The sequence below is a fragment of the Roseivivax isoporae LMG 25204 genome, from assembly GCF_000521865.1.
GTDB lineage: Bacteria > Pseudomonadota > Alphaproteobacteria > Rhodobacterales > Rhodobacteraceae > Roseivivax > Roseivivax isoporae.
The window spans coordinates 1-446 of sequence record NZ_JAME01000166.1 but is presented as its reverse complement, the minus strand read 5'-3'; the positions used below and the strand labels follow the sequence as shown (position 1 = coordinate 446).

At 69.3% G+C, this 446-nt stretch carries 1 protein-coding gene; it reads right to left on the bottom strand.

Features of this window, described 5'->3' with window-relative positions; genetic code table 11:
- Positions 1-446, bottom strand: a 446-nt coding sequence (locus RISW2_RS23185) for an isocitrate lyase/phosphoenolpyruvate mutase family protein (RefSeq protein WP_043776008.1), incomplete at both ends; no start/stop codon positions are given.

Below are 446 nucleotides of genomic sequence, written 5' to 3'. Positions count from 1 at the left end.
TCATACAGTTCCATGCGCGTCTGCATCTGGTCGAGCACGCCGCGCTGGGTGCCGTCGCGGCGGATCGCCTCGTAGGTGCGCTGGGCCGCGCGGTTCATGGCGCGGAAGGCCGACAGCGGATAGAGCACCATGCCGACCTGCGCGGCGGCCAGTTCCTGCACCGTCAGCAGCGGCGTCTGGCCGAATTCGGTGATGTTGGCCAGGATGGGCGCCGGCAGCGCGCGGGCGAAATCGCGAAAGCCCTCCAGGTCATGCACCGCTTCGGGAAAGGCGATGTCGGCGCCGGCCTCGACGCAGGCGGACAGCCGGTCCAGCGCGCTCTGGCGGCCTTCGCTGGCCAGCGCATCGGTGCGGGCGATGATGACGAAATGCGGATCGGTGCGGGCGTCGACGGCCGCCTTGATGCGGTCGACCATCTCCGGCAGGGTCACCACTTCCTTGTTGGG